This is a genomic window from Luteimonas arsenica (genome assembly GCF_004352825.1).
Classification (GTDB): domain Bacteria; phylum Pseudomonadota; class Gammaproteobacteria; order Xanthomonadales; family Xanthomonadaceae; genus Luteimonas; species Luteimonas arsenica.
This window is the reverse complement of sequence record NZ_SJRW01000001.1, coordinates 861,397-884,056: the sequence shown is the minus strand read 5'-3', so window position 1 is coordinate 884,056 and position 22,660 is coordinate 861,397. Positions and strand designations below refer to the sequence as shown.

21 protein-coding genes, 1 pseudogene and 1 riboswitch are annotated in these 22,660 nt (G+C 71.0%); of the genes and pseudogenes, 11 read left to right on the top strand and 11 right to left on the bottom strand.

Going from position 1 to position 22,660, the window contains the following annotated elements; all coding sequences use genetic code 11:
- Window positions 1-43: 43 nt before the first annotated feature.
- The 5 genes from E2170_RS04110 to E2170_RS04090 form a co-directional block, all read right to left on the bottom strand.
- Window positions 44-718 (bottom strand): DNA-3-methyladenine glycosylase family protein, encoded by a 675-nt coding sequence (locus E2170_RS04110; RefSeq protein WP_132999346.1) that lies wholly within the window; start codon window positions 716-718, stop codon window positions 44-46.
- A 4-nt stretch (window positions 719-722) separates the two neighbouring features.
- Window positions 723-1,085 carry a DUF423 domain-containing protein gene (locus E2170_RS04105; RefSeq protein ID WP_132999345.1) on the bottom strand — a complete coding sequence of 121 codons (363 nt, stop codon included), beginning with the start codon at window positions 1,083-1,085 and terminating at the stop codon, window positions 723-725.
- A 90-nt stretch (window positions 1,086-1,175) separates the two neighbouring features.
- Window positions 1,176-2,351: a polyketide cyclase gene (locus E2170_RS04100; RefSeq protein ID WP_132999344.1), complete on the bottom strand. Its 1,176-nt coding sequence runs from the start codon at window positions 2,349-2,351 to the stop codon at window positions 1,176-1,178.
- A gap of 153 nt (window positions 2,352-2,504) precedes the next feature.
- Window positions 2,505-3,182, bottom strand: a complete 678-nt coding sequence (locus E2170_RS04095; protein ID WP_132999343.1) for a response regulator — start codon at window positions 3,180-3,182, stop codon at window positions 2,505-2,507.
- Window positions 3,179-4,405 (bottom strand): sensor histidine kinase, encoded by a 1,227-nt coding sequence (locus E2170_RS04090; RefSeq protein ID WP_132999342.1) that lies wholly within the window; start codon window positions 4,403-4,405, stop codon window positions 3,179-3,181. Before E2170_RS04090 ends, E2170_RS04095 begins: the two co-directional genes overlap by 4 nt.
- A gap of 170 nt (window positions 4,406-4,575) precedes the next feature.
- Between E2170_RS04090 and E2170_RS04085 the strand changes: the two genes are divergently transcribed.
- The 6 genes from E2170_RS04085 (at window position 4,576) to E2170_RS04060 (ending at window position 9,668) form a co-directional block, all read left to right on the top strand.
- Window positions 4,576-5,172, top strand: coding sequence for a GNAT family N-acetyltransferase (locus E2170_RS04085; protein ID WP_132999341.1), 597 nt, complete (start codon window positions 4,576-4,578; stop codon window positions 5,170-5,172).
- Window positions 5,169-5,969, top strand: a complete 801-nt coding sequence (minC, locus tag E2170_RS04080) for a septum site-determining protein MinC (protein WP_243708045.1) — start codon at window positions 5,169-5,171, stop codon at window positions 5,967-5,969. The genes E2170_RS04085 and minC overlap by 4 nt, the downstream gene beginning before the upstream one ends.
- Before the next feature lie 25 nt (window positions 5,970-5,994).
- Entirely contained in the window at window positions 5,995-6,804 is an 810-nt protein-coding gene (gene minD / locus E2170_RS04075; RefSeq protein WP_132999340.1) for a septum site-determining protein MinD, read from the top strand.
- A 3-nt stretch (window positions 6,805-6,807) separates the two neighbouring features.
- Entirely contained in the window at window positions 6,808-7,071 is a 264-nt protein-coding gene (gene minE / locus E2170_RS04070) for a cell division topological specificity factor MinE (protein ID WP_132999339.1), read from the top strand.
- 79 nt (window positions 7,072-7,150) lie between these two features.
- On the top strand, window positions 7,151-7,603 hold the full coding sequence (locus tag E2170_RS04065; RefSeq protein ID WP_243708044.1) for a hypothetical protein: 453 nt from the start codon (window positions 7,151-7,153) through the stop codon (window positions 7,601-7,603).
- Between the two features lie 82 nt (window positions 7,604-7,685).
- Window positions 7,686-9,668, top strand: a complete 1,983-nt coding sequence (locus tag E2170_RS04060) for a M2 family metallopeptidase (RefSeq protein ID WP_132999338.1) — start codon at window positions 7,686-7,688, stop codon at window positions 9,666-9,668.
- Window positions 9,669-9,687: 19 nt separating this feature from the next.
- Here E2170_RS04060 and E2170_RS04055 read toward each other — a convergent pair whose 3' ends face one another.
- On the bottom strand, window positions 9,688-10,938 hold the full coding sequence (locus E2170_RS04055) for a multidrug effflux MFS transporter (protein ID WP_132999337.1): 1,251 nt from the start codon (window positions 10,936-10,938) through the stop codon (window positions 9,688-9,690).
- Window positions 10,939-11,130: 192 nt separating this feature from the next.
- Window positions 11,131-11,232, top strand: a riboswitch (glycine riboswitch).
- Window positions 11,233-11,280: 48 nt separating this feature from the next.
- On the opposite strand from E2170_RS04055, the gene gcvP reads away from it, so the two are divergent.
- From gcvP to egtD, 3 genes are all read left to right on the top strand, one after another.
- On the top strand, window positions 11,281-14,166 hold the full coding sequence (gene gcvP / locus E2170_RS04050; protein ID WP_132999336.1) for an aminomethyl-transferring glycine dehydrogenase: 2,886 nt from the start codon (window positions 11,281-11,283) through the stop codon (window positions 14,164-14,166).
- Window positions 14,167-14,272: 106 nt separating this feature from the next.
- The gene (gene egtB, locus E2170_RS04045) at window positions 14,273-15,592 is read left to right on the top strand and encodes an ergothioneine biosynthesis protein EgtB (protein WP_165942145.1); all 1,320 of its coding nucleotides are present in this window, start codon (window positions 14,273-14,275) and stop codon (window positions 15,590-15,592) included.
- Window positions 15,589-16,551 carry an L-histidine N(alpha)-methyltransferase gene (gene egtD / locus E2170_RS04040; RefSeq protein WP_243708043.1) on the top strand — a complete coding sequence of 321 codons (963 nt, stop codon included), beginning with the start codon at window positions 15,589-15,591 and terminating at the stop codon, window positions 16,549-16,551. Before egtB ends, egtD begins: the two co-directional genes overlap by 4 nt.
- Window positions 16,552-16,561: 10 nt before the next feature.
- On the opposite strand, the gene E2170_RS04035 is transcribed toward egtD, so the two are convergent.
- Window positions 16,562-17,104 (bottom strand): hypothetical protein, encoded by a 543-nt coding sequence (locus E2170_RS04035; RefSeq protein ID WP_132999333.1) that lies wholly within the window; start codon window positions 17,102-17,104, stop codon window positions 16,562-16,564.
- 171 nt (window positions 17,105-17,275) lie between these two features.
- On the opposite strand from E2170_RS04035, the gene E2170_RS04030 reads away from it, so the two are divergent.
- Both E2170_RS04030 and arsC read left to right on the top strand, forming a co-directional pair.
- Window positions 17,276-17,827 (top strand): NADPH-dependent FMN reductase, encoded by a 552-nt coding sequence (locus E2170_RS04030; protein WP_132999332.1) that lies wholly within the window; start codon window positions 17,276-17,278, stop codon window positions 17,825-17,827.
- A pseudogene (arsC, locus tag E2170_RS04025) lies at window positions 17,824-18,168 on the top strand (arsenate reductase (glutaredoxin)); the annotation flags it as partial. The gene E2170_RS04030 and the pseudogene arsC, both read left to right, overlap by 4 nt.
- A 41-nt stretch (window positions 18,169-18,209) precedes the next feature.
- On the opposite strand, the gene E2170_RS04020 reads toward arsC, so the two are convergent.
- The 4 genes from E2170_RS04020 to E2170_RS04005 form a co-directional block, all read right to left on the bottom strand.
- Entirely contained in the window at window positions 18,210-19,424 is a 1,215-nt protein-coding gene (locus E2170_RS04020) for an FUSC family protein (RefSeq protein WP_132999330.1), read from the bottom strand.
- Entirely contained in the window at window positions 19,397-19,654 is a 258-nt protein-coding gene (locus E2170_RS04015; RefSeq protein WP_132999329.1) for a hypothetical protein, read from the bottom strand. The genes E2170_RS04020 and E2170_RS04015 overlap by 28 nt, the downstream gene beginning before the upstream one ends.
- Window positions 19,655-19,935: 281 nt before the next feature.
- Window positions 19,936-21,978: a TonB-dependent copper receptor gene (locus E2170_RS04010; RefSeq protein WP_133000006.1), complete on the bottom strand. Its 2,043-nt coding sequence runs from the start codon at window positions 21,976-21,978 to the stop codon at window positions 19,936-19,938.
- 172 nt (window positions 21,979-22,150) lie between these two features.
- Window positions 22,151-22,531 (bottom strand): DUF2946 family protein, encoded by a 381-nt coding sequence (locus tag E2170_RS04005; RefSeq protein WP_132999328.1) that lies wholly within the window; start codon window positions 22,529-22,531, stop codon window positions 22,151-22,153.
- Between the last annotated feature and the right edge of the window lie 129 nt (window positions 22,532-22,660).

Here is a 22,660-nt window from a genome sequence, read left to right as displayed (position 1 = left end):
TCCGCGTCCATCCGCGTTCATCCGTGGCCAAAAGCTCTTCGCCTCAATCCTGCGAACGCTTCGTCGGTGTCGTAGCAGCAGTGGCGGAGTCGGCGATGCGCCAGAGGTAGCGCGCGGCATGGGTGCGGAAGGGGCCCCAGCGTTCGCCGCGGGCGGCGAGTTCTCGCGGGGTAGGCATGGCTTCGGCGCGGTCCAGGAGCTGGGCGCCCTTGCGGATGCCGAGGTCGTCGACCGGCAGCACGTCCGGGCGGCCCAGGCGGAACATCAGCATCATCTCCACCGTCCAGCGGCCGATGCCGCGCACCGGGACCAGGGCGGCGACGATCGCGTCCGGATCCATCACCGACATCCGGCGCAGGTCGGGGATCTCGCCGCGGGCCTCGCGCGCGGCGAGGTCGCGCAGGGCCAGCGCCTTGTTGCCGGAGACGCCGCAGGCCCGCAGCGCCGCATCGTCGACGCGGCCCAGGGTGTCGCAGTGGAAGCGGGTGCTGCCGATCGCGGCCTCGACCCGGCCGACGATGGTCGCCGCCGCCTTGCCGCTCAGCTGCTGGTACAGGATCGCCCGCGCCAGCGCGTCGACAGGGTCGAAGCCGCGGCGCCAGCGCGGGTCGGCCTCGATCGGCCCCAGGCGGCGGATCCAGGTGCCCAGGCGGCGGTCGCGCCGGGCCAGCCAGGCCTCGGCCTCCAGGGTGTCGTAGCCGCGGCGGTAGCGGGGCATGGCCTCAGCGCCTCCAGGCCGCGACGGCGTGGGCCAGCCAGCCGAGGATCATCAGGCTGCCGCCGATCGGCGCGAGCCGGGTCGGCAGGCCCATGAAATGCGCCCCGGCCAGCGAGCCGGCGAACAGCAGCACGCCCAGCAGCAGGCCGCACAGCGCCAGCGTCGCCAGCCGCCCGTTCGCGCGCGGCGCCAGCGCGGCCAGCGCAAGGCCGTGGCCGAAGGCGAAGGCCGCCGCCAGGCCAAGCCGTGCGCCCGCCTCCGGGCCGGCGGCGTGCGAGGCATAGGCGGCGAGGGCCACCGCGGCCGCGGCCAGCACCGCTCCGGTCGAGGCCAGGACCCGCGACAACGTTGTTCCCGCTTCGCTCATTGGACCTCCAGGTTCCTCAAACGCGAAACGCCGCATCCTTCGATGCGGCGTCCCGGGGTCGGACTCGATGTCGCGGTCCTTCCGTCGCGCTTACTGCTTCAGGTTCCAGAACACCTGGAACTGGCCGTCGGCGGTGAAGGCGGTGTCGATGCCGTTGAGGTAGTACTCGTACGGGCGGCCGATGGCCTCCTCGCCCTGGGTCAGGGCCCAGGCACGGGTGGCGTTGCGGGCGGCGTCGAGCTCGGCCATGTAGCCCTTGTAGCTGCCGCGGGCCACGCGCACGGGCTCGCTGCGGACGTAGGTCACCGGGCCCTGGAGCTTGACCGAATCCTCGTCGATGGCCTCGGAGGCGGTCGGCACGAAGCGCGCCACGGCCGGCGATTCCTCGCCCTCGTCGCCTTCGGCGGCGTCGGCGGTGCTGGCATCCGCACCGGCATCGTCCGCGTCGGCAGCGCCGCTGCCCTTGCGGCGCACGGCCTGGACCACGTCGAAGGTGTAGGTGTCACGCGCGAACTCGGTGGTCACGATGCGCACCGGGCCGACCGGTTCCAGGCCGCTCTCGTCCATGGTGCGCTTGATCCACTCGACGTTGTCCTTCATCGCCTTCTTGATGACTTCGTTGTTGCGCTCGATCGCGCCGGCGTTGACCACGAGCAGGTTCTCGGCCGGGATCTCGGCGACCTCGAGGCCGGTCAGCATCGAACCGTCGACGCGATAGTCGAAGTTCGGCACCGAGGCCAGCATGTTGGTCAGGCGGCCGAGGCCGAATTTCATGGTGTCACCCACGTTGCGGCTGACGTAGAGGCCCGCGTAGCGACCCAGCAGGTCCCAGCCGTAGTCGACCCGGTAGTTCTGGGTGATCTCGATGTTGCGGCCACCGCGGCCGGTCGGGGTCAGCGTGAACGAGGTGCTCTTGTCGGAGCCACGCTTGTCGTCCTCGATCCTGTAGACCACGCGCGCGTCCTGCTCGGACTCGGCGATCTCCCAGCTGCCCTTGCCCACGCCCGAGACTTCGGAGTCGTAGTCGATGCGGGCGCCAACGCCCGATTCCGGGCCCGAGCGGTTCAGCTTGACGTCGCCCAGCGCGAAGGGGTGCCAGTCGCCGAAGCGCTTGAAGCTGTTGAGCGTGTCGAACACGATCGCCATCTTGCGGTTGGTCTCGACGCTTTCGGTCAGGGAGCGGCTGGACGGCAGCAGCACGCCGACGATCACGAACAGCACGGCGACGATCGCCATGGAAATCAGGAGCTCGAGCAAACGGGTCATTCAGGGTTCTCCGGGACCAGGACCGGCACGGGGCCGGGGCGCAGACCGGCAATCCTAGCAAGATTGCCGGCGTCGTCGCGACCTCTCCGCCGCGCGAATTTCACTCCGGCACCCTCAGGGGGCGCCTTCCGGGGCCCGTGGCCCCGCGAGTGCTCAGACCAGCTGCAGCTCGAAGGCCTTGAGCACGGCCCGCGTGCGGTCGCGGACCCCGAGCTTGCTGAGGATGTTGGACACGTGGTTCTTGATCGTGCCCTCGGCCACGCCCAGCGAGTTGGCGATCTCCTTGTTGGAGAAGCCCGAGGCCATCAGGCGCAGGATCTCGGTCTCGCGGTCGGTCAGGGGGTCGGGGCGATCCAGGCTGACGAAATCGTTGCGCATGTGCTCCAGGCCCGAGAGCAGGCGCTGGGTGACCGCCGGCTGCACCAGCGAACCGCCACCGGCCACGGTGCGGATGGCGCCCACCAGCTGTTCCAGCGACACGTCCTTGAGCAGGTAGCCCTTGGCCCCGGCCTTGAGCCCGGCCAGCACCAGCTGGTCGTCGTCGAAGGTGGTGAGGATGATGGTCGGCGGCAGGGTGCCGGCGCGGGAGAGCGCCTGCAGCGCCTCCAGCCCGGACATCACCGGCATGCGCATGTCCATCAGCACCACGTCCGGGGCGATGCCGGGGATCATCTCGACGGCCTGGCGGCCGTCCACGGCCTCGGCGACCACTTCGATGCCGTCGTCGAGCGCCAGCAGCGAGCGGATGCCCTGGCGCACCAGGGTCTGGTCGTCGACCAGGCAGACGCGGATCGCGCGCGCCGGCGCCTCGGGGTTTCCGGTGGTCGTCATGTGGCCTCCATGGGGGTTCCCGGCGGGCCGGACGGCTCCGCCGCGGGTATCGCGATGTCGGCGACGTCGTCCAGCGGCAGTCGCAGGCGCAGGGTGAAACCCTGCCCCGGCGCGGTTTCCGCCTCAACCTCGCCACCATACGCCGCCAGCCGCTCGCGCATGCCGCGCAGGCCGTTGCCGGCGGTGAAACCGTCGGCGCCGCGGCCGTCGTCGCGGGCGACCAGGCGCACCGCACCGCGCTCCAGCGCGTACTGCAGCTGCAGCATGCTGGCCTGGGCGTGGCGCACGGCGTTGGTGATGATCTCCTGGGTGCAGCGCAGCAGCACGTGGGCGCGCTCGGGGTCTTCCATCGGGAACGGGCGCGGCAGACGCATCTCGACCTTCAGCCCCGGCACGTTGCCGGCCAGCGGCTCCAGGGTCGCGGCCATGTCGATCGTCTCGTTGCCGCGGATCTGACTGACCGCCTCGCGCACGTCCGAGAGCAGCAGGCGCGCCAGAGTGTGGGCCTGGCCCACGTGTTCCTGGGCCTTGCCGCTGGTGAGGTGATTGGCCACCTCCAGGTTGAGGCTGAGTGCGGTCAGGTGGTGGCCCAGCAGATCGTGCAGCTCGCGCGAGATCCGGGTGCGCTCGTTCACGCGCACGCTTTCGGCCAGCAGGGCGCGGGTGGCGCGCAGCTCCGCATTCAGGCGGCGCTGCTCGTCGCGGGCCAGGGCCTGCTGGCGCGCCACCAGGCCGGTGACGAAGGCGAAGCCGGTGAAACCCACGTACAGGCTGGCCTGGAGCACCGCCTCGCCCCAGGAGAAATCGAAGCCGCGCACGTACACCGGCACGATCACGAACTCGCACAGCACCAGCAGGGCCACCCCCTGCCAGGCCGGCAGCAGCCAGGGCAGGACGCTGGCCAGCACCATCAGCAGGATGCTGCCCAGGCCGCTCTGGCTGTAGTAGCTGATCGCGATCGCACCGCCGGCCAGCCCCGCGAGGAGCACCCGGTCCACCGCGCCGGCGCGCTGCCGGCCCAGGCCACGGGTCAACCAGGCATAGCTGGCGCCGAACACCGCCCAGGCGATCCAGGCCTGCAGCCCGCCGGGGGCGGCCGCCGCCATCCCGCCGTCGCCGTCAGGCTGCGGCAGGGTCAGCAGCAGCAGCGGCAGGCCGATCACCCCCCAGGTGAACAGTCCCGCGTAACGCAGCAGCCGGTTGTGGTCGAAACGCGCGAGCATGGCCGCATGGTAGGCGCAACCGCGGCCGCGGCTACGGTCCGGAAGTCATGGCCGCGTTCGCCCGCCGGATCGGCGGCATGCGATAATCGCCGCTGTCCACGGACGCGCCACGCTGGCCCCCGGCCACCGCGCGCGACGTTGGCGTCATTGGCCACACCACGGAGTCTGGAATGTCGATTGTCGTCCGCGACGTGCGCGAGCACGAGCTGGATTCCGTCCTTGCCCTGAACAACGCCGCCGGTCCCTCCATCCTGCCGCTCGATGCCGCGCGGTTGCGCAGGTTCCACGACACCGCCGACTATTTCCGCGTCGCCGAGCGCGACGGCACCCTCGCCGGCTTCCTGGTCGGCTTCGGCTCGCGCCGCGGCCACGACAGCAGCAACTTCGCCTGGTTCGCCGAGCGCCACCCCGAGTTCATGTACATCGACCGCGTGGTCGTGGCCAGCCGCCGCCGCGGCGGCGGCGTCGGCCGCACCATGTACGCCGACGTCCAGGGCTATGCCGAGCTCCGCTACCCGGTGCTGGCCTGCGAGGTCTTCGTCGAGCACGACAGCGACACCGCGCGCATCTTCCACGGCAGCTTCGGCTTCCGCGAGGTCGGCCAGCACGTGATGCCCGACACCGGCATCCGCGCCTCGATGCTGACCAAGGACCTGTGCAGCTACGCCTGGGTCCGCGACACCTACGGCGACGACCTCCCCGATGCCCCGTGGCTGGCCCGTTCGCGCCCGCGCGGCGAGGCCCGACTGGCGACGGGCACCCGATGATGGCGAATACCCGGGGCGCGCAGGCGCAGGACTTCGAACTCGCCGGCGACCTGCGGATCGGCCAGGTCGGTATCGCCAACCTGCGCGTCCGCAGCCTCGACATCGAACGGCTCGCGGCCGAGATGCGCGACCGCGTGCAGCGGGCGCCCAAGCTGTTCGCACGCGGCGCCGTGGTCGTCGACTTCGGCGGCCTGCCGGCGCTTCCCGACGTGGCCACCGCGCGCGCCCTGCTCGACGCCCTGCGCGAGGCCGGCGCCCTGCCCGTGGCCCTGGCCTGGGGCAGCAGCGAGAACGAGCAGTTGGCGGTGGAGCTGGGCCTGCCGCTGCTGGCCAGGTTCCGCGCCCAGTACGAGCCCGCCGACGCCGCGCCCGCCGCCACGGCGCCCGCGCCCGAGGCTGCGAAGCCGGCCCGGACCGCGGAGGCGCCCCGCCCCGAAGCGGCGGCCGAAGCATCTCCCCGCAGCGGCGGCCCGGGACTGATGCAGGCCACCTCGGTGCGCTCGGGCCAGCAGGTCTACGCCGACAACCGCGACCTCACCGTGCTGGCCGCCGTGGGCGCCGGCGCCGAGGTCATCGCCGACGGCTCCATCCACATCTACGGCGCGCTGCGCGGCCGCGCCCTGGCCGGCGCGCAGGGCAACGCAAAGGCACGTATCTTCTGCCGCGAGTTCCACGCCGAACTCGTGGCCGTGGCGGGACACTACAAGGTGCTGGAAGACATCCCGGTGGAGCTGCGCGGCAAGGCCGTGCAGGTCTGGCTGGATGGCGACCAGCTGAAAATAGCAGCGCTCGACTGAGAAGCGCGCACACAGGAGAGAGACTTTGGCCGAGATCATCGTAGTCACGTCCGGCAAGGGCGGCGTCGGCAAGACCACCACCAGCGCGAGCCTGGCCTGCGGCCTGGCGCGTCGCGGCAAGAAGACCGCAGTCATCGACTTCGACGTCGGCCTGCGCAACCTCGACCTGATCATGGGCTGCGAGCGCCGCGTGGTGTACGACTTCGTCAACGTCACCCAGGGCGAGGCCACGCTGAAGCAGGCCCTGATCAAGGACAAGCGCTTCGACAACCTGTACGTGCTCGCCGCGTCGCAGACGCGCGACAAGGACGCGCTCAACCGCGAGGGCGTGGAGAAGGTGCTCAAGGAACTCGACGCCGACGGCTTCGAATTCATCATCTGCGACTCGCCGGCCGGCATCGAGAAGGGCGCCTTCCTGGCGATGTACTTCGCCGACCAGGCCGTGGTGGTGGTCAACCCCGAGGTGTCCTCGGTGCGCGACTCGGACCGCATCATCGGCCTGCTCGACTCCAAGACCCGCAGGGCCGAGGGCGGCGAGCCGATCAGGTCGCACCTGCTGCTCACGCGCTACAACCCGCAGCGCGTGGAAGGCGGCGAGATGCTGTCGATCACCGACGTCGAGGAGGTGCTCGGCCTGAAGACGGTGGGCGTGATCCCCGAGTCGGGCGACGTGCTCAATGCCTCCAACAAGGGCGAGCCGGTGATCCTGGACATGGAATCGCCGGCCGGGCAGGCCTATGACGACGCCGTCGCGCGCATCCTCGGCGAGGAGCGGCCGATGCGCTTCACCCAGCTGGAGAAGAAGGGTTTCTTCAGCAAGCTGTTCGGGGGTTGAGGCATGGGCATGTTCGATTTCCTGAAGGCCAAGAAGAACACCGCGTCGATCGCCAAGGAGCGGCTGCGGATCATCGTCGCCCAGGAGCGCAGCAGCCGCGGCGCGCCGGATTACCTGCCGCTGCTGCAGCGCGAGCTGCTGGAAGTGATCCGCAAGTACGTCAGCGTCGACGTCGACGCGGTCAAGGTCGACCTGGTCAAGGATGGCGAGCATGACGTGCTCGACATCAGCGTCGCCCTGACCGACGAGCGCGCGGCGGCCAACTGAGCCCGTGGCGGCGGTACCCGTGGACCCCATCCCTGTGGGAGCAGCTGTAGCCGCTCCCACAACAGCGGACGCCCCGGATGTGCTGCGGCTGGGTGACATCGCCTTCGCCGATGCCGCGACGCTGCTCGCCAGCCACGGTCTCGAACTCATCGCCGTCGACGACGGCGCGCCGATTCCCGGCAGCTACTGGGGCGAGCCCGAGGCCGGGATCATCGGTGCCACCGTCTACGCCCGCGCCGATACCCCGGTGCACTCGCTGCTGCACGAGGCCTGCCACCTGATCGTGCTGCCGCCGGAGCGCCGCGCCCTGGTGCACACCGACGCCACCGATTCCGTACCCGAGGAAGACGCAACCTGCTGCCTGCAGATCGTGCTGGCCGACGCCCTGCCCGGCGTCGGCCGCGACCGCCTGATGGCCGACATGGACGCCTGGGGCTACAGCTTCCGCCTCGGCTCCACCCGCGCCTGGTTCGAAGGCGACGCCGACGATGCGCGCGCCTGGCTCGCCGCCCGCGGCCTGCCCTCGGCCTGACGCGCTGCCCCTTGCGGCTGCGCCACCCGCCCACTAGCCTGCGGGGGTTTCGCGCCGCCGCCGGCGCCACCGGAGAAACCCCGTGAAGCCACGCACCCGCCTCGTCATCGCCATCGCCGCCGGCCTGGCCCTCGCCGCCTGCTCGCGCGGCCCCTCCGACGCCCCCGGCCCCGACGGCGGCCCCTCGCAGGCCCAGCTCGAGAAGGAAACCGCCGACGAGTTCATCGCCCGCGTGAACCGCGAGTTCGCCGAGCTGATGCCGGAGCTCACCGCATCGCAGTGGGTCGCCGCGACCTACAGCAACGACGACAGCGAACTGCTGTCGTCCAAGGGCAACGAACGCTACCTCGCCCGCACCCAGCAGTGGGTCGAGCAGTCGCGGCGCTTCGAGGGCAAGGCGATGTCGCCGGCCACCGAGCGTGCGATCAGCCTGCTCAAGCTCGGCACCTCGATGCCGCCGCCGCGCGATCCCGCCAAGCTGTCCGAGCTCACGCGCCTGGCCAGCAAGATGGAGGGCGCCTACGGCCGCGGCGAGTACTGCACCGGCGAAGGCGACGCCCGCCGCTGCCGCCAGCTCGGCGAGCTGGAGGACGTGCTGCGCAACGACCGCGACTACGACGCCCAGCTCGAGGCCTGGGAAGGCTGGCACACCATCTCCCAGCCGATGCGCGAGGACTACGTGCGCTTCGCCGGCCTGGTCAACGAGGGCGCGCGCGACCTCGGCTTCGCCGACGCCGGCGAACTCTGGCGCGCCGGCTACGACATGACCCCGGCCGAGCTCGCCACCGAGACCGACCGCCTCTGGGGCCAGGTGGAACCGCTTTACGAGCAGCTGCACTGCTATGCGCGCACGCGCCTGGAAGCCGAGTATCCCGGCAAGGGCTCGGTCAACGGCATGCTGCCCGCGCACCTGATGGGCAACATGTGGCAGCAGGACTGGAGCAACCTCTGGTCGATGCTGGCGCCCTATCCCAACGCCAGCCAGCTCGACGTCAGCGGCGCGCTGGAGCGCCAGTACCAGGCCGCGCTCAACCAGCGGCTGACCCGCGAGAACGCGCTGCTGCCGACCGACGAGCGCGTGGAGATCGTGCGCGGCGCCCAGCTGGAGCATGCGAAGGCCATGACCCGCCAGGCGGAGGAGTTCTACACCTCGCTGGGCATGCCGGCGCTGCCGGAGTCGTACTGGGAGAAGACCCAGTTCATCAAGCCGCGCGACCGCGAGGTGGTCTGCCATGCCAGCGCCTGGCAGATGAACGCCGACGCCAGCGACGTGCGCACCAAGATGTGCATCAAGCCCAACGAGGAAGACTTCACCACCATCTACCACGAGCTGGGCCACGTCTATTACTACCTGGCCTACGGCCAGCAGCCGCCGATGTTCCAGAACGGCGCGCACGACGGCTTCCACGAGGCCATCGGCGACACCATCGTGCTGTCGATGACGCCCAGCTACCTGCAGTCGATCGGCCTGGTCGAAGGCCAGGCGCCGGGCCACGAGGCGCTGATCAACGCGCAGATGCGCATGGCGCTCAGCAAGGTCGCCTTCCTGCCCTTCGGCCTGATGATCGACCGCTGGCGCTGGGGCGTGTTCGACGGTTCGATCGCGCCTGGCAACTACAACCAGGCCTGGTGGGACCTGAAGGCGAAGTACCAGGGCGTCGCCCCGGCCACCCCGCGCGGCGAGGAGTTCTTCGACCCGGGCGCGAAGTACCACGTGCCGGGCAATACCCCGTATACGCGCTACTTCCTCTCGCACGTGCTGCAGTTCCAGTTCTACAAGGCCCTGTGCGACGCCGCCGGCCACGACGGCCCGCTCAACGAGTGCAGCTTCGCCGGCAACCCGGCCGCGGGCGAGAAGTTCTGGGCGATGCTGTCCAAGGGCAACAGCCAGCCCTGGCAGCAGACGCTCAAGGAGTTGACCGGCGGCGAGACCATGGACGCGTCGGCGGTGCTGGAGTACTTCGCGCCGCTGCAGGAATGGCTGGTGGAGCAGAACGAGGGCAAGACCTGCGGCTGGCAGGCGGCGGCCGCGGCTCCGGTCGCTGCCGCTCCGGACGGGGAATAAGGCAGGACCCCGACAGTACCTACACGTGCTCAGCCGGGTCTGGCATCCCCGGCTCGCACTGCCCCGCCGGCAGCCGCTTGATCCGGTAGCGCTCCAGTCGCCACACCAGCCAGGCCGCCGTGGTGAACACCGCCGCGGCGACCGCCAGCGTCAGCATCGAGCCGCTCACCAGCGGTGACAGCAGGCCCGCCACCGCTGCATTGAGCGCGAGGCTGGTGAAGGCCTGCAGCGAGGAGGCCGAGCCACGCTGCCGCGGATACATGTCGAGCACCGCCAGGGTCAGCACCGGGAACACCATCGCCACGCCGAAGGCGCACAGCGCCACCGGCAGCACTGCCCACGGCACCGTGGGCACCTCGACCAGCAGGCCGTAGGCGACGTTGCCCAGCGCGGCCAGCCCGCAGCAGGCGAAGCCGATGTTCACCTGCACCACGTGCGGCATCCGCCCCGCGACGCGACCTGAGGTGAAGGCGCCGAGCATCATCCCGCCGATCATCGGCCCGAAGAACCAGGCGAAGCTGCGCTCGTCGAGCTTCAGCAGGTCGAGCACGAAGGCCGGCGCCGAGGCGATGTACAGGAACAGCGCCGCGAAGTTCAGCGCACCCGCCGCCGCCAGCCGCTGGAAGCGCCGATTGGCGAAGATCAGCACGTAGTCGCGCAGCATCCGCCGCGGCACCGGCGGGCTGCGGTTTTCCGCAGGGTGGGTTTCGGGCAGCCAGGCCCAGGTCGCCGCGAACAGCAGCACGGCGAAGCCGACCAGGAACCAGAAGATGTCGTGCCATTCGCCCCAGCCCAGGATCCAGCCGCCGATCACCGGTGCGATCGCGGGCGCGATGCCGAAGATCATCGACACCTGGCTCATCAGCCGCTGCGCGTCGTCGCCGTGGAGCAGGTCGCGGATCACGGCGCGGCCCACGATCAGGCCCACGCCCGCCGACAGGCCCTGCAGGGCGCGGAACACCAGCATGGTCGCCAGGTCGTTGGCCAGGGCGCAGCCCACCGAGGCCGCGATGAACACCAGCAGCCCGCCCAGGATGACCTTGCGGCGGCCGATGGCGTCCGACAGCGGGCCGTGCACCAGGCTCATCAGCGCATAGGCCACCAGGTAGGCGCTGATGGTCTGCTGCATGGCCAGCTTGTCGGCGCCCAGCGACACGCCCATGGCCGGGAACGCCGGGAAGATGGCGTCGATCGAGAACGGGCCGAACATCGACAGCCCGGCCAGCAGCAAGGCCAGGCGGCCCATGGACTTGGGGAGGTGCGGGGGCATGGGCGGCAAGCATACCGGCTCCCCGTCCCCACCCGCCCCGACGCCCATGGAACTGACCGATCCCGGGCCGGCCGCCGGGCGGGCTATAATCGCCGGGCTAGACCCTCCAGCGGGAGAAGCCGCCCCGATCCACCGGGCACCGGCTGCCGAAGGCGCAACGCCCGTAATCGCTCAGGCCCACGTACCGCCGGCTGGGACAACTCTGGAGAGACCGGTCAAACCCGGCGCCGAAGGTGCATGGGACAGGCTCCGCGCCCGTCCCGAACTCTCAGGCAAAAGGACAGAGGGGCGCCCCGCGTGCGTGCACGCGGCCCTCCCGCGCCCGCCAGAGTCCCGACCGCCATGTCCAAGCCCGCCTCCCTCCGCTCGCTCGAGCACCACGACGCCTTCGTCTCGCGCCACATCGGCCCCAACGACGCCGAGATCGCGCACATGCTCGACGTGGTCGGCCACGCGTCGCTCGATGCGATGACCGACGCCATCGTTCCCGGCTCGATCCGCTCCGCCGGCGCGCTCGACCTGCCGCCGCCGATGACCGAGGTCGACGCGCTGGCGAAGATCCGCGCCATCGCCGACCGCAACACCGTCTTCCGCAGCTTCATCGGACAGGGCTACTACGACACCCACGTCCCCAACGTCATCCTGCGCAACATCCTCGAGAACCCGGCCTGGTACACGGCCTACACGCCCTACCAGGCGGAGATCTCGCAGGGCCGCATGGAGGCGCTGATCAACTTCCAGACCATGGTCGCCGACCTGACGGGCATGGAGATCGCCAACGCCTCGCTGCTCGACGAGGCCACCGCGGCGGCCGAGGCGATGACCCTGGCCAAGCGCTCGGCGAAGTCGAAGTCCAACCTCTTCTTCGTCTCGAAGAACGTGCATCCGCAGACGCTCGAAGTGCTGCGCACCCGCGCCGGCGGCCTGGGCATCGAGCTGCACGTGGGCGACGACGCCGACGCGGCGACGGTCGACAGCTACGGCGTGCTGCTGCAGTACCCCGACACCTTCGGCCGCATCAACGACTACCGCGCCGTGGCCGAGGCCGTGCACGCGCGCCAGGGCATCGTCGCGGTGGCCTCCGACCTGCTGGCGCTGACCCTGATCGCGGCGCCCGGCGAATGGGGCGCGGACATCGTGGTCGGCAACACCCAGCGCTTCGGCGTGCCCTTCGGCTTCGGCGGCCCGCACGCCGGCTTCATGGCCTGCCGCGACGCCTTCAAGCGCTCGATGCCGGGCCGCCTGATCGGCGTCTCCGTCGACACCGAGGGCAACCCCGCCTACCGCCTCACCCTGCAGACCCGCGAGCAGCACATCCGCCGCGAGAAGGCGACCTCCAACATCTGCACCGCGCAGGTGCTGCTGGCGGTGATGGCGAGCATGTACGCCGTCTACCACGGCCCGGAGGGCCTGGAGCGCATCGCCCGCCGCGTGCACCGCTTCGCCGCGATCCTGGCCGCCGCGCTCGGCAAGGCCGGCGTGGCCGTGGGCGAAGGCTACTTCGACACCCTGCACGTCACCGGCGTCGACGCCGCGGCCGTGCACGCCAAGGCCCGCGAGGCGCGCATCAACCTGCGCGCGATCGACGACGGCAGCGTCGGCATCAGCCTGGACGAGACCACCACCCGCGAGGACGTGGCGGCGCTGGCCGCGCTGTTCGGCGCCGCGGTCGATGACATCGACGCGCTCGACGCCGCCACCGCCGACGCCCTGCCCGCCGGCCTGTCGCGCACCACGCCCTACCTGACCCACCCGGTGTTCAACACCCACCACAGCGAGCACGAACTGCTGCGCTACATGCGCGCCCTGGCCGACAAGGACCTGGCCATGGACCGCACGATGATCCCGCTGGGCTCGTGCACCATGAAGCTCAACGCCACCGCCGAGATGATCCCGATCACCTGGCCGGAGTTCAGCCAGATCCATCCGCTGGCACCGGCCGAGCAGGCCGAGGGCTATCGGGAGCTGATCGACGGCCTGGAGGCGATGCTGGCCGAGATCACCGGCTACGACGCGGTCAGCTTCCAGCCCAACTCCGGCGCCCAGGGCGAGTTCGCCGGCCTGCTGGCGATCCGCGCGTACCTGGCGTCGGAGGGCGAAGGCCACCGCGACATCTGCCTGATCCCGGAGTCCGCGCACGGCACCAACCCGGCCTCGGCGCAGATGGTCGGCATGACCGTGGTCGTGACCCGCTGCGATTCGAACGGCAACGTCGACGTCGAGGACATCCGCGCCAAGGCGGAGAAGTATTCCGACCGCCTGGCGGCGATCATGATCACCTACCCTTCCACGCACGGCGTGTTCGAGGAGGACGTGGTCGAGATCTGCGAAATCGTCCACGCCCACGGCGGCCAGGTGTACACCGACGGTGCCAACATGAACGCCCTGTGCGGCGTCGCCCGCCCCGGCAAGTGGGGCTCGGACGTCAGCCACCTCAACCTGCACAAGACCTTCTGCATCCCGCACGGCGGCGGCGGCCCGGGCGTCGGCCCCTGCGCGGTGAAGTCGCACCTGGCGCCCTTCCTGCCGCGCGCATTCGGGGGCGAGGGCGAAGTCGGCATGGTCTCGGCGGCCACCCACGGCTCGGCCAGCATCCTGCCGATCAGCTGGATGTACATCGCGCTGATGGGCGCCGAAGGCCTGCGCCGCGCGACCCAGGTCGCCCTGCTCAACGCCAACTACGTGGCGAAGCGCCTCGAGCCGCACTACCCCACCCTCTATACCGGCCGCAACGGACTGGTCGCGCACGAGTGCATCCTCGACCTGCGCCCGCTCAAGGACGCCACCGGCGTCGGCGCGGAGGACGTGGCCAAGCGCCTGATCGACTTCGGCTTCCATGCGCCCACGCTCAGCTTCCCGGTCTCGGGCACGCTGATGGTGGAGCCGACCGAGAGCGAGTCGATGCACGAACTCGACCGCTTCATCGACGCCATGATCCAGATCCGCGAGGAGATCCGCGCGATCGAGGACGGCCGCCTGGACCGCGAGGACAACCCGCTCAAGCACGCCCCGCACACCGCGGCGCAGGCCTCGGCCAGCGAGTGGACGCATGCCTACCCGCGCGAGCTGGCGGTGTTCCCGCTGCCTTCGCTGCGCCTGCAGAAGTACTGGCCGCCGGTGGCGCGCGTGGACAACGTGCACGGCGACAAGAACGTGTTCTGCAGCTGCATTCCGATTGGCTCGGCCGAGGACGAGCCGGAGGCGTTCAGCGAGCCGGACGTGGTGTAAGCCACTTTCCCGCAAGCTTCGCCCCCATCTGCCGCATGGGGATGGGGCCGAACTTGCGGGATCCGCGTTTCACGCAGCCGTAGCCGCCCCGCGCTACCCTGCGCCCATGCCCGCTCTCCCGGCAGCCGACGCCGTCGCGCCACCCACGGCCGACGCCACGCACGACCTCCGCCATCGCTACGCGGAGGTCCGTGCACGCACGCGCGCACTCGCCGCGCCGCTGTCGGCGGAGGATGCCCAGATCCAGTCCATGCCCGACGCCAGCCCGGCGAAATGGCACCTGGCGCACACCACCTGGTTCTTCGCCCGCTTCGTGCTGGACGATCCGGCCGCGATCCCGGACGGCTGGGACTACCTCTTCAACAGCTACTACGTCGGTGCCGGCGAGCGCCACCCGCGGGCGCTGCGCGGGCAGGTGTCGCGGCCGTCGCTGGCCGAGGTGCTGGCCTGGCGCGACGCGGTGGACGAGCGCGTGCTGCGCGGCCTCGACGAAGGCCGCTTCGATGACGCCACGCGCGACGTGCTCCTGCTCGGCACCCACCACGAGCAGCAGCACCAGGAGCTGCTGCTCACCGACATCAAGCACGCACTCTGGTGCAACCCGCTGGCGCCGGCCTACCGCAACGACCTGCCGGTTCCCGCCGCGCCCGCGACCGCCGGCACGGCCGGTGGCGACCCGCGCTGGCTGCGCCGGGGCGAGGCCATCGTCAAGATCGGCGCGCCGCGCTGGCCGGGCGCTGGCAGCGCCTTTGCCTACGACAACGAAACCCCGCGTCACCGCGTGCTGGTGCCCGCGCACGCGCTGGCCGAACAGCCGGTGTCGAATGCCCAGTTCGCCGCCTTCGTCGCCGACGGTGGCTACCGCACCCCGTCGCTCTGGCTCAGCGACGGCTGGGACCTCGTGCAGCGCGAAGCCTGGGCGCGGCCGCTGTACTGGCACGAGGACGGCGCGCGCGAGTTCACGCTGGGCGGCTGGCGCGAGCGCGATCCCGATGCGCCCGCATGCCATCTCAGCCACTACGAGGCCGACGCCTTCGCACACTGGGCGGGTGCGCGCCTGCCCACCGAAGCCGAGTGGGAAGCCGCCGCCGCGGGACTGCCGGCGGAAGGCAACTTCGCCGACGACGGCGCGCCCCTGCACCCGGTCGCCGTGGACGGCACCCTTGGCCGCAGCACCGCCCCGCTGGGCCTGTTCGGCAACGCCTGGGAGTGGACCTCCAGCGCCTATGCGCCCTGGCCCGGCTTCCGTCCGCTGGCCGGCACCCTGGGCGAGTACAACGGCAAGTTCATGAGCGGCCAGCTGGTCCTGCGCGGCGGCAGCTGCGCCACGCCGCGCGGCCATGCGCGCGCCAGCTACCGCAACTTTTTCGCACCCCACGCGCGCTGGCAGTTCTCCGGCCTGCGCCTGGCCAAGGACCTCGATTGACCACCGACCTCAAGCTCACCGACCTGCATCCCAGCGCGGACGACATCGCCGGCGACGTGCTGCGCGGGCTGTCTTCCAGCCCGAAACGCCTGCCGTCGAAGTACTTCTACGACCAGCGCGGCTCGGAGCTGTTCGAGGCCATCACCCGCCAGCCCGAGTACTACCCCACCCGCCTGGAGCTGGCGATGCTCGCCGACCTCGGCCCGGCGATCGCTGCCGCCATCGGCCCGCGCGCGCACGTGGTCGAGTACGGCAGCGGCAGCGGACGCAAGACGCGGCTGCTGCTCGATGCGCTCGACGATCCGGTGGCCTACACCCCGATCGAGATCTCGCGCTCGGCGCTGACCGCCAGCGCCGGGCGCCTGGACCGCGAGTTCGGCGACGTGGAAGTGCTGCCGGTGCTGGCCGACTTCACGCAGGCCGTCCCGCTGCCGCAGCCGTCGCGGGCGGCGGCCTCGGCCCTGGTGTTCTTCCCCGGCTCGACCCTGGGCAACTTCAGCCGCGACGAGTCGGTCCGGCTGCTGGCGGCGATGCGCGACACCATGGGCGAAAACGGCGCAGCGCTCGTCGGCATCGACCTGGAAAAGGATCCCGCCATCATCGAGGCCGCGTACAACGATGCTGCCGGCGTCACCGCCGAGTTCACGCTCAACCTGCTGCGCCGGCTCAACCGCGACGTCGGCAGCGACTTCGACCTCGCCGCCTTCGCCCACCGCGCGCGCTACGTCGCCGCGGAGGGCCGCATCGTCACCACCCTGGAAAGCCTGCGCGACCAGGTGGTGACGGTGGATGGACGGGCCTTCGCCTTCGCCCGCGGCGAGGAGATGCACGTCGAGCAGAGCCAGAAGTACAGCGACGCCCGCTTCGACGCGCTGGCGGCCGAGGCCGGCCTGCGCGTGGCCGGACGCTGGAACGACGGCGACGACTGGTTCGGGCTGCGCCTGCTCCGGCGCGCCTGAAGCCCGCCCCTCAGGCCTGCGGCGGCGCCCCGCCCGGCCGCTGCCGCGGCACCGCGTCCGCCGCCAGCATGATCTTGGCGTCCTTGAAGTACATCACCCGCAGCTGCTTGCCGCGCGGCGACCAGCCGATGAAGTGCGCGTGCACTTCTTCCTCGTACATGTCCTGGTAGCTCTTGGCCACGTCGTCGTTCTGCAGCTCGATCATCACGCCGACCGACTCGGGCTTCGGCAGCGAGGCGTTGTAGGCCTCCAGCGTGCGGCGGATGGTCTGCAGGAAGGGCACGGTCTGCTTCAGGCCGCGGGCGCCGACGTCGAAGAACTGGCGGTAGAGGTAGGTCGGCTGGCCGAACGAGGGCACGATGCCCAGCACCGCGGTGCCCACGCCCCAGAGCGCGCCGGTCTCCGTGTCGCGGCCCACGGCCACGGCCTGCTGCGCGCGCTCCGCCGCCTTGGTCGGGTCGGGCAGCGCGCTGTTGCGCGCCCACATCGAGATCAGCCCCGAGGACAGCTCGGGCGTCACCTGCTTCCACACCGGCACGATTTCCAGGCTCACCCGCGCACCCCGCCGCTCTGCATCCGGTTCGATACCATCGGTTCCTCTCCTCCCTTGGTTCCGTTCGATCATGGCGCAAGCGGCGCGACGGGCGCAACGCGGGCACGACCGGAAACGAAGCTTTAACGGGACATTCCCGATCATTGCAGGCCATCCACCGGAGTGGCCCCCATGTCAGACATCCGCATCGCCGTCCTCGTCGGCAGTATCCGCAGCGAGTCCCTGAACCGCGCGCTGGCCGAAGGGCTCGAGAAGCTGCTTCCCGACGGTGCCGGCTTCGAATACGCAAGCCTGGCCGACCTCCCGCCCTACAACCAGGACCAGGACGACGACCAGCCCGCTCCGGCGAAGGCGCTCAAGGCGCTCATCTCCGGCGCCGACGGCGTGCTGTTCGTGACCCCGGAGTACAACCGCTCGATCCCGGGCGTGCTCAAGAACGCCATCGACCACGCCTCGCGCCCGTACGGGAAGAGCGCGTTCGCCGGCAAGCCCGCGGGCATCGTCGGCATTTCGATCGGCGCCATCGGCACCGCCTGCGCCCAGCAGCACCTGCGCGCGATCACCGGCTACCTCGACATGCCCACGCTGGGCCAGCCGGAAGTGTTCCTGCAGGCGAAGGACGGGCTGTTCGACAGCGACGGCGGCATCGGCGAAGGCAGCCGCAAGTTCCTCCAGGGCTGGGTCGATGCCTATGTGGCCTGGGTGAAGAAGCACCGGGCATGAGCGCGGTCATCTACCACAACCCGCGCTGCAGCACCTCGCGCAATGCGCTGGCGATGCTGCGCGAGGCCGGCGTAGAGCCCGAGGTCGTCGAATACCTGAAGCACCCGCCCACGCGCGAGCGCCTGTCCGAACTCATCGCGGGTGCCGGGCTGCAGGTCCGCGACGCGATCCGCAGCAAGGAAGCGGCGTATGCCGAACTGGGCCTGGACGACCCGATGCTCGACGACGCCGCCCTGCTGGACGCGATGGTGCGCGAGCCGGTCCTGATCCAGCGGCCCTTCGTGCAGACCGCGCGCGGCATCCGGCTGGGACGGCCGGTCGAACTCATCCGCGAGATCCTGTAAGCCACGTTCCGCGGCAAGTAACTGGGCCGGCCGACGCTTCAGCCGGCGGCTGGAGGCGCTGCTTCGCGCGCCAGGGATTCGTGCAGGTTGCGCAGTTCGCGCTCCAGCAGCCGTGGCAGCGGTCCGGGTTCGGACGGCGCCTGCCCTGCGACCACCGCGGCGGCAAACCCGGCCAGCGCGGCCTGCAGTTGCGGGACGCTGGCGCCGGCCATCAGTTCGTCCGCGCGTACCGCCGCGGCTCCGGCATCCAGCGGCTCCAGGGTCCAGCACGCCGACAGCGTGCGATACGCCAGCTGCTGCGCCGCCGCCACCGCCGGCCACCGCCGTTCCGCCTCGCGCCGTTCCGCGGGCGAAGCCTCGATGGCGCTGGCGTAGGCACCCTCGAGTTCGAAGCTGGCGTGCTGCAGGTCGCGGCGGAGCGCGCGCGCGGCAGGCGTCGCGACCTCGCCGCGGGCCAGGTGCGGCGCGACCGCGGACACGCCGCGAAGGATGCCGGCCAGCTCCGCGGGCAGCGTCGCGGCCGGCCGCGAGGGCATCGCCCGGTACACCAGCAGCGCCACCAGGCAGCCGACCGCGGTATCCACGCCGCGCGCAAGGACATAGCTGCCCGGCGCCTCCACCGGATGACCGCCGGTGGCGAGCACCAGCGCCGCGCAGGTGATGAACACCACCGCCAGCGCGTAGTTGCGCAGCACCGACATCTCGATCACGAACTGGAGCACCACGACCGTCGCCACCAGCCACAGACCCTGCGGATGCAGCAGCAGGACCGCCGCGGCGAGCAACAGTCCGACCCAGGTGCCGAGCAGGCGCTCGATCGAACGCACCAGGGTGCGCGACCAGTGGAAGCCCTGGTGCAGCAGGAGCACCGCGGTGGCGACCGCCCAGTACGAACGTTCCAGGTGGAACAGCGCGCCCAGCAACCCCGCCACCAGCGCCCCCACGCCCACGCGCAGCACCACGGCCCGCGACATCGATCCCGGGGCCAGCGCCTCGCGCAGCACGACGCCCGCACCCGGGCGGCCAAGCGGGACCAGTCCCGGCACCACGCCCGGGGGCAGCGCCTGTCGCCGGGTCAGCGAGCGCGCCAGCGACTGCAGCCGGCGCAGCTCCTCGACCACCCGCTCCTGGACAACGCGGTCCGGCGGCACTTCGCCGGCCGCGCCCGCGGACAGGGCGTCCCCGAACAGCAGGTGCATCCGCCGGTTCACCGCGCGCAGCGCGGTCAGGCGTCCGCCCGGCCGTGCGTCCACGGGCTGGTGGGTGACCAGAGTGGTCCAGGCCTGTACAGGGCCTGCGCGGCCTGGTGACGGGCCGCGTCCTGCCGCGGCGTGCCGATGGCCTGCACGTAGGCCATCACCGCATCACCGGCGCGCACCACCGCGCGCTGCTCCGGACCACGCGGCGCGACCAGCGCACCGGCCATGTGCACGCACCAGGCCAGGCCGATGCCCACGCACAGCGCGAAGGCCAGGGCGATCACCGCCAACTCGCGCGCGGCTCAGGTAGGGGCGCCCGCTGTCGTAAAGCGCTGTGAATCCGCCGGTGGCGGCCATCATTCCCGCCGGGACATTCCCCGCCAGCCAGCCGACGAATATCGGCGTCCCCATGCACAGCGCGGCCCGAAGCGCGAAGCGCCAGCGACCCGGGGGGCCCGGGCGCAGCCTGAACATGCCGCGGAGCTGCTCGCGCAGCGTGGGCGACGACGGAATGGCGGGCGCGGTGGGCACCCCGTGATTCTAGCCACCGCGCCCATGCCCGGACTCAGTACGTGTAGCCCACCCGCAGCCAGAACGTCCGCCCCGGTTCGTTGATGCGCACCGCGTCGGCCGGGTAACCGAAGTCGGCGTTGCCGGCCAGGTTGAGGTGTTCGCTGTAGGCGCGGTCGAACAGGTTGTCGACGCCGGCCGTGACCTGCACCCCGCTGGCGAAGCGGTAGCCGCCGTTGAGCGCGAGCGTGGCGAAGCCGGCGCTCGGGCCGATGTCCTGGCCCACCACGTTGCCGTAACCCTCGGCCACGCGGTGCTGCCCGTCGACCACCCGCAGCAGCATGCCCGCCGACCAGTTGCCGTTGTCCCAGTCGGCGCTGAACCGGCCCTCCAGCGGCGGCATCTGCGGCAGCGGGCGACCGCTGTCGCGGTCCTTGCCGCGGGCATAGGCCAGGCTGCCGCCAAACTTCCAGTCCTGCGAAGGCCGGTATTCGACGCCCAGTTCGGCGCCGCGGGTTTCGGCGTCGATGTTGGTCACCTGCGACATCTTTCCCGTCATCGTGTCCATGTAACGGAACTGGATGAAGTCGTCGACGCGACCGGCATACGCCGACACCCACGCGCTCCAGCGCTCGCCGCGGTACTGCAGGCCGGCGTCGAGCTGGGTGGTCTTCTCCGTGTCGAGACCGGAGAACGCATTGGCCGCGCCCATCGGGCCCATGTCGGCGGAGAACAGCTCCCAGTAGTCGGGCATGCGCTCGGTGTGGCCGATGCCGGCGTACCAGCTGGTGTCGCGGTCGATGTCCTGCTCGAAGCGGACGAAGCCGGCCTTGAGCGTCTCTTCGCGCGACAGGCCCGCGGTCGGGTTCGGCATCGCGTGGCCGCCGTGGCCATGTCCGCCGGACACCGTTGCGCGCGCGTCCTCGGCGCCGGCACGGTCCACCCGGGCGCCGGCGATCCAGCGCTTGTCCTCGCCGCGGAACCAGGTGCCTTCGGCGAACACGCCGAGGTTGTCGAAGCGCGCGTCCACCGTCCACGGCAGGGCCAGGTGGGCGTTGCGACCCATGCCGCCGCGGCGGCGGTGGCGGCTGTCCTGCACGTCGAAGCCGGTCGCCAGCTCGAAGGCATCGCCACCCCAGGTCGCCACCGCGCGGCCGCCGCTGGTGCTGCGTTCGACGTTGGACACCATCGGCATCGGCATCGCGCCGTCCGGGTTGGGGTCGCGCAGGCTGTAGTTGTCCATCACATGGTCGGCGACGTTGTGGTAGGCGCTGGCCTCCAGCGTCCGCAGGCGCTGGCCGATGTTGTCCTTCTCGAAGCGCAGGCTGTAGTTGCTGCGGTCGAACTGGCTGCCGTCCATGCCGCGGGTGGCATAGCGCGCCTGGCCGTCGCCCATGCCGATGCCGAGTTCGACCAGCGTGTCCTCGTCGGGCGTCCAGCCCAGCGCGAAGTCGGCGTTCCACTTCTTCCAGGCCGAGCCCACGCGCTCGCCGTTGCCGTCGTCATAGTCGCCGGACTCGGAGCGGTTGGCGCTGATGCGGGCGTAGCCCAGCGGTGCACCGTACGTGGCGTCGAGCACCTGGTCGTTGCGCCCCCAACTGCCGCCGAGCGCGGAGCCGGCAAGCTTCCAGGTCGGCTCCGCGTAGTACTCGCGGTCGCGCTCGAAGCGCACCGTGCCGGCCGAGGCACCCGGACCCCAGAGCACCGTCTGCGGACCCTTGACCACGACCAGGGCGTCATAGGTTTCCGGCGCGATGTAGGACATGGCGTTGTCCATGCGCGAAGGACAGGCGCCTGGCATGGCACCGTCGTTGGTGAGCAGGTTGAGGCGCGAGCCGAACATGCCGCGCAGCACCGGGTCGCCGTTGCTGCCGCCGTTGCGGATGGCGCTGAAGCCGGGGATGGTCTTGAGGTAATCGGCACCATCGCTGGCGGGCACCGGCTGGCGCGGAAGCTTGGGGCTGGTTTCCCAGGTCAACGCCGAGACCGGAGCGGCGGCGGTGACGACCAGCGCGTCGAAATCGACGGTGCGGCGGGAATCTTCCGCAGCCTCGGCGGCGGCGGCGGCGATGGCGGTGGCGGTGGCGGCATCGACCATCGCGCCAGCGACGTCGGACGCGAAGGCGGAAGGACTGGCCAGCGCGGCGGCGATGGCTACGAACAGGCAGGACGAACGGATCGCCGGACAATACGGGATCGACATGGCGGAACTCCATGGAAACAGGGCTGCTGGAATGCGCGCGGCGGCGGCCTGCGCGCGTGGCGGGCGATCAGCCGCGCAACGGCGGTCCGCGTGAGCCGAGTCCGGTGGGGTACAGCCAGGGAAGTCGCGGCGCGCCGACGCTCAGGCACGACGGCGGCGCGGACGGCAGCGCAGCCAGCAGGAACGGCACCCCGGGCAACGCCGCCATCGCCGCCAGCAACGGGCAGTAGTCGCAGTCGGAGTCTCCCGGCGCAGGCCGCGACGGATGGCGCTTGCCAGGGTCGGCGGCGTCGCTGTGGTGGGCATGTCCATGGCCGGCCTGGCCATGCACATGTGCCGCTCCAGGCGATGCATGGACAAAACGCCCCACCGTCGGTACCGCCAGCAGCAACAGCGCTGCCGCCAGCCCTATCCGACCCATCCATGCCTGGAGTGCGCGAGCGCTCATCGTGATGGTGATTATCGCGGAGGCGACCGCGGCACGCCCCTGACACAAGTCAAGCCCACGCGCTTTCCATACCACTGCGCATGCGCTTGACCCAGGTCATGGAGTCGGCTGCGGGGCGGGCCATATCGT